This is a genomic window from Tsukamurella sp. USMM236, from assembly GCF_037148755.1.
Classification (GTDB): Bacteria; Actinomycetota; Actinomycetes; order Mycobacteriales; family Mycobacteriaceae; genus Tsukamurella.
On record NZ_JBBCSS010000014.1, the window covers coordinates 1 to 8,645 of the forward strand.

An 8,645-nucleotide genomic window follows, 5' to 3' on the forward strand; every position below is an offset into this window, starting at 1 on the left:
GTCAGGTCCGCCTCGGCCGGTTGACGCCCGTCGAATACGAGACGATCATCAACACAGCCGCCTCAGCGGCATGACACCGACACTGTCACCCGATCGTGCAGCAGTCCCGTCATGTGCTCTCCTTGGTGTGTGGGATTGGTTCGGGAGTTGGTGGCTAGTGCAGGGCGGCGCCCTGTCGACGGAATGCGGCGTTCTGACGCGAATCGATCTTCTGCACGACGTCACGCGGATTGAGGCCCGAGATGTTGTAGGTGTCGCCCTGGCGCTGCGGGACGGCCAGCGGCATGCCCGGGCCGATTGGGGCCTGCGGAGTCTGCGGCTTCGCGAGATCCGCCAAGTTCGGGATGTTCAGCCCCAGGCCAGCGCCGGCACCACCAACCAGACCGCCGACGTCCTGCGAGCTGCCGTTGCCGGCGACGGTCTTGGCGAGCGAGCCGAGGTAGTTGGCGAGCGCGGTGCCGGACTTGAAGTTCGGCCACTCGAGCGGATTCGAGAACACGGACCCGTCGAGGCCGACGGCCTGCAGCATCCCCGATACGAAGCCCTGGCCGGCGGACTGGAACTCCGACATGCTGCTGCTGCCGTCGGTGGAGTTCTTCGTGCCGGCGCCCGTGCCCTTGTTCTTCAGGGCTTCAAGGTCGGTCTTCGCCTGGGCAGCTTCACGCTCGGTCTTTTCGGCACGGTCCTTCGCGGCCTGCAGCGCCGACGCCTTGGTCTTCGGGTTGGCCTCCAGCTCGGCGACCTTCTGCTTCGCGACCGCAGCAGCCTTCTCCGCGTCCGTCGCCTTGTCCTGCGCCTCACGCAACTGCTTCGCCGTGGCAGCTGTCGTCTTCGACGACGTGCCCGAACCGCCGCCCGTGCCACCACCCGAGCGGCTACCGAACAGCGCCTGCCCGATGCTGGTCCCGAGGGAACCGAACCCGCTTCCCGAGCTGGATCCGCTCGACGACGAGTCATCGCTGGCGCCAGAGCCGCCGGACGAGTTCATGTCCTGGCCCTGCAGCGGCAAGTACATGCGGCTGGGGAACGACGCTGCCGCGGCAGCTTGGCCGCCGTACTGGCCGTTACCGCCGGCACCGCCCATCTCCACGTTGATCCGGGAGCCGTCGGTGTCGATGATCGTGCCCGCGGTGTGCCCGCCGCCGGGGCCACCGTTGACCCAACCGATCGCGTAGGCCGCGGTGCCCTCAGGCGGGTCGCCCTGGAGGAACCCGCGGGCGGCGAGAGCTTCACCCTGGTTCGCAGTCGAGAACCGGCCGGACGCACCCGTCAGGTAGTTCGCGATCGTCGACTGCGCACCAGAGCAGTCCGCGTCGAAGGTGCTGCCTCCGCCGCCCCAGGTGTACTTCTTACCCTGGATCCCCGACGCGAAAGTCTTCAGCTGCTCGACCGAGATACCGCCGTTCTCATACCGGCGGAACATGTCGGCGGGACTGATGACCTGCAGGCCGAAGATACGGGCGGTTTCGGCGAGGATCGCCGTGGAGCGCTTCCGCTTCCCCGGAGCGAGCGGCACGTAGGCCTCGCCCCCGGTCTCACGCTCGGCGAAGATGGTGCCCGCCCCGCGGCCGGCATAGATCCCAGCGGTGGTGGGCTTCTGGATGTGTCGGAGTCCGCCGTTCGCCATGGGCACGATGGCCCCGTGCGCTCGATCGGGTACCGCTCCGCGGTTGCCCTGAGCATCGGTGCTGACACTCAGCCCGGTGCCGACCACCGTCACCGTCTTCACCGCCGGGGCGGCCAGGAACTTCCGTACCTGCTCCTGCACGGTCTCCAGGCCGGACTGCGACACCACGATGTTCTTGCCGTTGTGGTTGATGACCTCCAGGTTCAGAGCTTCCAGGAGCGCCTTGACGGCCGGTGCGTTCGGGGACGCCACCTCGATGTCTTTCCCGTTGTGGGAGGTCACCTCGATGTTCGCGGCGCGCAGGAGGCTCACGACTGCCTGGCCGCCGGGCGCGGACATGTCGACTGCCTTGCCGGGTGGCAACGATGTGAGGGCCTGGGTCACGTTGGCGAGCTGCGCGCGTGCGGTCTCGGTCTTGGCGACGACCTCGATGCCCTTGCCGTCCGGGAGGCGGGTCACCTCGATGTCGATGGTCTTGAGCGCCGCGATCGCCTTGTCGTCGACGGTGATCGGGATGACCTTCTTCTCGCCGATCTTCGCCGCCTGCATTGCCCTGGCGATCTGTCCGATCTGCTGCACTGTCTCGGGGGCGCCGGCGAGACGCGCGGTCAGCTCGATGTCTCGGCCGCCGAGCGTGTTGAACGCTCCAGTGATCTCGTCGACCGTGATCCCAGATTGAGCGGCCAGCTCCTTGAGGCGCGCGGCGTTGATCGCGTGAATCTCCGCGAGGGGCCTGCCCGCCGCGGCGGCAGAGATCGACGCGGACGACAGGTCGAGCAGCTTCTGACGAAGCGCCTCACCATTGGCCGTCGCGCTGCTGACGCCGAACTCAGCCGACAGCAGTTCCTTGCCGAAGCCCTTGGTCTTGTCGAGAGCCTCCTGGGTGGAATCCGCTATCTGGCGCAGCACTCGATCGTGCTCGGCGATCGCATCGCCCTTCGCTCGGGCCGGATTCAACGCATCGATCGCGGTCTTCAACGCCGCGGTGCGGTTCGCCGTCGTCGAGGTCTTGTCACCGAGAACTTGCATCGCCACCGACATCTGGGAGATGCCGGGCGTCGTACGCTCGGCAGCCTGCTGCGTCAGGTGATAGGCGGCGCGCACACCCTGCAACTCGGCCGCCGCCTTCTTACCGCCGTTGCCGGTGGCCTCAAGCTGGCGGACCATGGCATTGAAGGCGCCAGAGGATCCGTACGTGCGGCTAGCGAGTTCCTGCTGCGTGAGGCCGAGACCCTGAAGGGCTTCCTGGGCAGCCCTAGCTTCATCTGCCTGCGCCTTGATCGCGTCAGCCTGGGTGGTCCGGCCTTCGCCGCCGATCATCGAGTTCCAGCTGAACAGGCTCTCGCCCTCAGCGCGGAAGTTGTCCAGCGGGGAGCCCTCACGACTAGCCCGGTCGTCGAGTTCGCGTCGGAGCTTCGCGATTCGGTCGGACGCGCTCGAGGCGACGTCGTCGTCGTAAGCGCCTCGAGATTTCATCAAGGCGGCGTTCAGATCGGCCTGGGCGTCGGCGGACGCCCTGATCGAAGCCTGCACAGCGTCGAACGAGGCCGCGGACTTCTGGTTCTTGCCGATGATCGCCACGGCGGCGATGCCGGCACCCGCGAAAGCTGCGCCCCAGGGACCACCGAGCGCGCCGACGACGCCGCCGGCAGCCTTACCGATACCACCCATCGAGGAGGTCACCGCGGCCCCAGCCGCGCTGACAGCGCCAGCTGTACGCCCGAATCGCTCCGCGGCAGTAGCGCTCCGTACGAAGGCCTGTTGCATGTTCGCGAGCACCGGGATCTTCGTACCGAGAGTGCCGACCGCGGACCCGAAGCGGCCGAACTGCACGGCGCTCTGTCCCATGCTGCGGGCCATCGCGGCGGCGCCGTTGTTCCAGTTGTTGATGTGCCCGGTGAGCTGACGGCCCTGCCCGAGGATGGCGCCGTTCGACGACACCAGGGTCTGGTTCGCGGACGCGGCGGCGCGCATCGTCGCTCCCATGCCGGACAGCGCCGAGCCCAACGTTCGGGTCTGCCCCGTCACCTGGTTGGTGCCGAGTGCCAGCCCTCCCAGACGGGACTGGATGCCGCCGATGATGCCAGGGACGGTGCGGAAGAGCAGCCACGCGGCGGCGGCCACCTTGACCAGCCCGGCGTGGTCGGCGAGGTACTTCGCTACGGACGAGATCGGTGTGAGCACGGCGGTAGTGAAAGTCGACGAGACGTCCACGATGGACCCGAACACCGGCGGGATCGACTGCAGAATCGGAACCCACTGCTGCAGCTGCTCGCGGCCGTCAGAGAAGAACTCCTGCAGCTTCGACTGGCCCTCAGCGGAGTTCATGAACGCCGCGAGCCCCGTCGCTCCACGATCGAGAGCAGTGAGGAGCCCATCGCCGCCGCCGGCAGCCTTCGTCAACGCCGTGAACATCTGCCCGACACCCAGGGTGGTGCGGCCCAGCGCCGACACCCCGTCGATGCCCTCGTCGATCCACTGGTTCAGTCGGCCATCCGAGGCGGCCCCGGTGACGAAGGCGTTGAAACGCTCGGACACGGACGTGAGGCCGTCGGCGATCCGGGGCAGCGAACCCGTGCCTGTCGCGGCCAGCTCACCCAAAGCGGAGACCATCGGGGAGATCGCGCGGTTCGCGCGGCTCTGGGCGTCGGCGGTGTTGCCGAAGATGCGGTCGACGATGCTCACGGTGGAGGAGTCGGCGCCGACGCGGAGGAGTTCACGGAATGTGGCGCCCCATGCCTTCGATGTCTGATCGAGGCCGCGGTTCACCGTCGGCAGGGTGCGTTCGGCGAGGGTCCGTAGGCCCTGGTCGGTGCCCGCGAACATGTTGTCCTGCACCGTTGCCTTCAGCTTCGACAGCGAGCCGTGCAGTTTGCCGACCTCGGTGACCGCGGCCTTGGCGTTCGGGGACACGCCCTCGAGGGCTTCGGCCGCCTTCTTCAGATCCTTCGCGTCACCGGAGGCCGCAGCCGCCCACATCGTCTTCATCGCATCGCCGACACCGGCGGTGCCGAGCTTCAGCGTCGCGAGCGAGGTGCCGGCACCCGCGAGGACACCCGGCAGCACGAGGCCGGCCTGAGTGACCTGCTGCAGGGAACCCGCCACTGTCGTCAGCGCGGTGGCGACGGCGGGCAGACTTCCCACGCTGACGGCGCCGAGCGCGACCTTCAGCTCGCGCGAAAGGGCGGAACCAGCCTCGCGGCCCAGGTTCTGCCCCATCACGCGGCCCGCAGTACGGCTCTGCACCTGGGCGCGGGCGAAGGCCTGATCGATGCTGCGGCGCAGCGGATCGGTGTCACCGTCAACGTTGACCCGTGCGCCGCGTTCCGCCCGGAGGACAGCACTGCGGATGTCCCGCTCCATGTGCCGCGTGGTCGCCGTCACGGTGATCCATGCCTGAGCCAGTTCCGCCAATACCGTCACACCTACTTCAGTCGTTCCTCGACTTCCCTAAGTGTGAATATGGTTGCTGGAGAGGGGGTCCGACTTCGGACCCTATGCGGCGTCTCGGGTTGGCAGCGCGTCCCGGCTGACGACCCACTGGTTCCCGATCTTCATCCCGATCCGCGCGACCCGCCGCCGCGCGCACCGCGTCGAGATCCCCAACTCCGACGCGACCTCCGTCACCGACAAGTACTCGGGTGCAGCGAGGTCCGCCGGCTCCTCAACCGAGGTGGCACCGCTCTGCAGCCTGCTCTGCAGGGCGGACATCCACTTGGGGACCGGGAAGCCACGCTGATGATGGTCATCGACGAACAGGTCCACCAAGAACCGCAGGAACGAGACCTCGTCGTCGTCGAAGATCATGTCCGCTTCGTCGCTGCGGCGCGAATCTGCGCAGCGACGCTCATCCGCAGCTCCCGGATCGCGGTTTCGTCATCGGGCCGGGTGCGAGGGTCGACCCTCGCGACGATCTCGACGATCACGCCGCCGACGATCTCGGCCGCGCCCAGGAGCGCACGCCGCAGCTCATCGATGTCCATGAGGTCGACCAGCGCTTCGGCTTCATCATGGCGGCCCTCGAGGACCAGGGCGACGATCCCTGCTGTCTCGTTGGCGGGGGCGGAGTCAGTCATTTGCGGGCCTCCTGGAGCGAGTCAGCGATGCGGTCGGCGAGAGTGTAGGCAAGCGCGGCGGGGAGTATGTAGCACTTCCCGGCGATCGTGATGGCGATGTGGCCGGCCTCGCGGGCGGGACGTACACCGATGTCGTGGTCGGGCTTGAGCTGGATCATGTGGCCTCCTTTGTGCAGTGGGTTGTGCTGGCTCATACCGCCAGGCCTTTGAGTCGTCGGCGCTCGAGCTGGCCCATGGTCACCGGCCGCAGCTCGCGTGCGGGGGCAGGTTCGCGTCGCTGGATCTGCTCGCCGTCGCCGCAGTCGTCGCACACACCGGTGAGGTTCGCCGCGGGGAGGTCGAGGAAGCACACGGTGCACCGTCGGGCAGCAACAGAAGATCGGGACATTTCCGCCTCACTCGCTGGATTCGAGTCAACTCCAGGTCCAACGTTGGACCTGAGTCCAACGCACTTGACCTGCTCTTTCATGGGTTGGACCTGGTCCAACGTTGGACTTTTGGAAACGCTGTAGCGGGTACCCCGCTCGGTCGGGATCTCAAGCACCGCCCCCTCGTAGACAAGCTCAGCGATCGCACTGCCGAAGTGCTCGCGGAGATTCGCCTTCAGCTGCCCCCGCAGCTTGCCCGCGGACTCCTCGTCGACCTTCTCGAGTCGACGAAGCAGCGCTGCCTTTGCGCGGTCGTGCATGCGGTCGGTGAAGTACTCCTCGCGAGTCGCCTGCGTGATCGCACGCGCACGGTTCTTCTCGCGATCCATCCGCGTCGCCTCACGGAGCAACCACTCGCGGGTCTCGTCAGACTTCGTCATGGCTGCCTCGGACAGTCGCCATTCGCGCTCACCGACGACGGACTGCCTGTGCATGATCGCGATGAGCGCAGCGACCTTGAGCCGAGTGAGCATGGCGTGGCCGTCGAGTGCGTCAGCTTCTCCGCGTTGCCTGGCGAGGTGGGCGCCGATCACGGTCGTCGCGATCTCGGCCAGCCCGTACTGGATCTCCACGACTTTGTCGCCGTCGGGAGTCCATGCCGGGATGGTGGTGTCGAGTGGCGCGGGTTCGGGCGTCGGCGACTCGGGCATGGTCGGGTCGATCGTGAGCGCCCAGATAATCCGCTGCGGAGTGCCGCCGGTCGTGTCGTCGAAGACCACCCCGGTGTGTCCAGGCTGCGCGCCAACGGACAGACATGCTCGATAGCTGTGTTCGGGCACGATCCGGCTGGTGGCCTTGCTCGCGTTGCTCTGCCCGATCTGCTCGCCCATCGCCATGGACTTCAGCTGTGCGAGCAGCACCGAGCCTTGTCGTGATGCGAGGCCGGTGAGGGTGTCGATCTCGGGGCACATGAAGATCGCTGCGGTGCGGTGGGGCTCGTCGTCGTTGTCGGGCTTCTTGAATGCGGCGGCGATGCCTTCGCCGGATCCGAGAGGCAGTTCTTCGATTTCGCCGGGCCAGGCTTGTCGGGCGACCTTGTCGCTGATGCCCTTGCCGCCGCCTGATGGTGACGCGAACGCAACTATGAGGTTGAGTGAGGCGCGTCCGCCGATGAGCCCCGGCAGCTGGACGTTAGGCCCGACGGATGCGGCGACGCGGAGGAGAACGGCCCAGAACACGGACCACGGTGCCGCGTACTTGGCGCGTGCCCACTGGTGGATCGTCTTTAGTTCATCGGTCGCGCTGAAGAACTCGTCGTCCGTCATGCTGCTCCCTTCGTCTGGCGTTGGATGTGGCTCGCGCTGTTGCGGTAGCCGAGATGCTGGGCTTCGGTCGCCCAGTCGACGGCTTCAGAAATTTCGTGGCTGGCGTCGATGCGGGCGCCTTGTCGGTTCTCGGCTCGGATTGCCCACATGAGGGCGGCGTTCACGGCCGCCGCCGTCTTGCGGCGCTGGTCTGTCTCGGCGACCCATGCAGGCGAGCCGAACGCGGGTAGGTCGTGGTGCCGGCGGAGGTACGGCCCTGCCCACGCCAAGGCCGCCGAGAATGACACCTCCGTGCTGTCGGTGTGGGCGGTGCGGTGCGGGAGCGGCAGAACACCGTTGAGTTCTGCCCACTCCCGCACTCGCTCGAGCGATGACTTCATGAGCTGGCGTCGCGCCGCGCGCACTTCGGACCGACACCGAGGCCCTTCGACTTCGCGGTGGTGAGCGGTCGGCCGCAGCGATCGCAGAGCCGCACCTGCATCCACTGCCCTTCGCGGGGTACTCGGGGGCTCACGCGGTACCCACCAGGGAGAGGCGGGGACGTCCGTCACCACGTGGAATTATCGCCGCCGGCTGATGCCGCAGAAGGGACACGATCAACGCCGCGTCACGACCGGTCATCTCGAAGTCCGAATGGCGCACTGCGTCAGCGATCGCAGTCAGCGCTTCGCTGCAGTCGCGGAGTGGGCATCCAACGCAGCCCGCGATCGAGAACCCGTGACCGCAGGGCCCGCTCATCTCACGGCCTCCTTGCTGGGGATGGCGTCGAGGATGTCGGCGTCGAGGAACGCCGCCACCGCGTTGACTGCTGCGGCGAACTCGCGCCAGTCTTCGGGGCTGCCGAAGCGGGCATTGAACGGCAAGAAGTCGCCGGTGCGCTGGATCCACAACTCACGCACGGTTACCTCGCCCGGCTCGCGGTCGATGATCGCGACGATCTCGATGGGGCTGCCTTCGTCGTCCTCCACGGTGAGGCGGGCACCAACATCCCAGCCCTCGAGCTGGCCGAGGACTTCTGTGGGCGTGGCGGGGGTGGTGGCGGTAGTCTTCATTTCAGGAACTTCCTTCATCAGAGGTGTTGGTGGGTGTTCTCAAGGCGATTCGGGTGGCAGCCCGGGTCGCCTTTCTTGTGCGCGCAGGGCGCATCCGTGGGTGGACGTAGGTCTTCTGTTCGGTCGGCGTCGGGGTCGAGGCCGAGGTCTTCGATCTGCTGGAACCGTTCGGCGCGCGTCACGCGCCACCGCCGTAG

The 8,645-nt window shown here is 67.2% G+C and carries 8 protein-coding genes and 1 pseudogene; all 9 read right to left on the bottom strand.

The genetic code is table 11. The features are described 5' to 3' along the window. Window positions 1–154: 154 nt before the first annotated feature. Complete coding sequence (locus WFK95_RS24560) at window positions 155–5,050, bottom strand: hypothetical protein (protein ID WP_336672276.1); 4,896 nt, start codon at window positions 5,048–5,050, stop codon at window positions 155–157. Window positions 5,051–5,122: 72 nt separating this feature from the next. Beyond that, window positions 5,123–5,434 (bottom strand): helix-turn-helix domain-containing protein, encoded by a 312-nt coding sequence (locus WFK95_RS24565; RefSeq protein ID WP_336672277.1) that lies wholly within the window; start codon window positions 5,432–5,434, stop codon window positions 5,123–5,125. Further along, entirely contained in the window at window positions 5,431–5,703 is a 273-nt protein-coding gene (locus tag WFK95_RS24570) for a hypothetical protein (protein ID WP_336672278.1), read from the bottom strand. Before WFK95_RS24570 ends, WFK95_RS24565 begins: the two co-directional genes overlap by 4 nt. After that, window positions 5,700–5,861: a hypothetical protein gene (locus WFK95_RS24575; RefSeq protein WP_336672279.1), complete on the bottom strand. Its 162-nt coding sequence runs from the start codon at window positions 5,859–5,861 to the stop codon at window positions 5,700–5,702. Before WFK95_RS24575 ends, WFK95_RS24570 begins: the two co-directional genes overlap by 4 nt. A gap of 32 nt (window positions 5,862–5,893) precedes the next feature. Further along, window positions 5,894–7,396, bottom strand: coding sequence for a hypothetical protein (locus WFK95_RS24580; RefSeq protein ID WP_336672280.1), 1,503 nt, complete (start codon window positions 7,394–7,396; stop codon window positions 5,894–5,896). After that, complete coding sequence (locus tag WFK95_RS24585; RefSeq protein WP_336672281.1) at window positions 7,393–7,776, bottom strand: DUF2742 domain-containing protein; 384 nt, start codon at window positions 7,774–7,776, stop codon at window positions 7,393–7,395. Before WFK95_RS24585 ends, WFK95_RS24580 begins: the two co-directional genes overlap by 4 nt. Next, the gene (locus tag WFK95_RS24800) at window positions 7,773–7,877 is read right to left on the bottom strand and encodes a DUF6011 domain-containing protein (RefSeq protein WP_443081591.1); all 105 of its coding nucleotides are present in this window, start codon (window positions 7,875–7,877) and stop codon (window positions 7,773–7,775) included. Before WFK95_RS24800 ends, WFK95_RS24585 begins: the two co-directional genes overlap by 4 nt. 253 nt (window positions 7,878–8,130) lie before the next feature. Continuing rightward, window positions 8,131–8,448, bottom strand: coding sequence for a hypothetical protein (locus WFK95_RS24590; protein WP_336672282.1), 318 nt, complete (start codon window positions 8,446–8,448; stop codon window positions 8,131–8,133). A gap of 17 nt (window positions 8,449–8,465) precedes the next feature. Then, a pseudogene (locus WFK95_RS24595) lies at window positions 8,466–8,645 on the bottom strand (hypothetical protein); the annotation flags it as partial.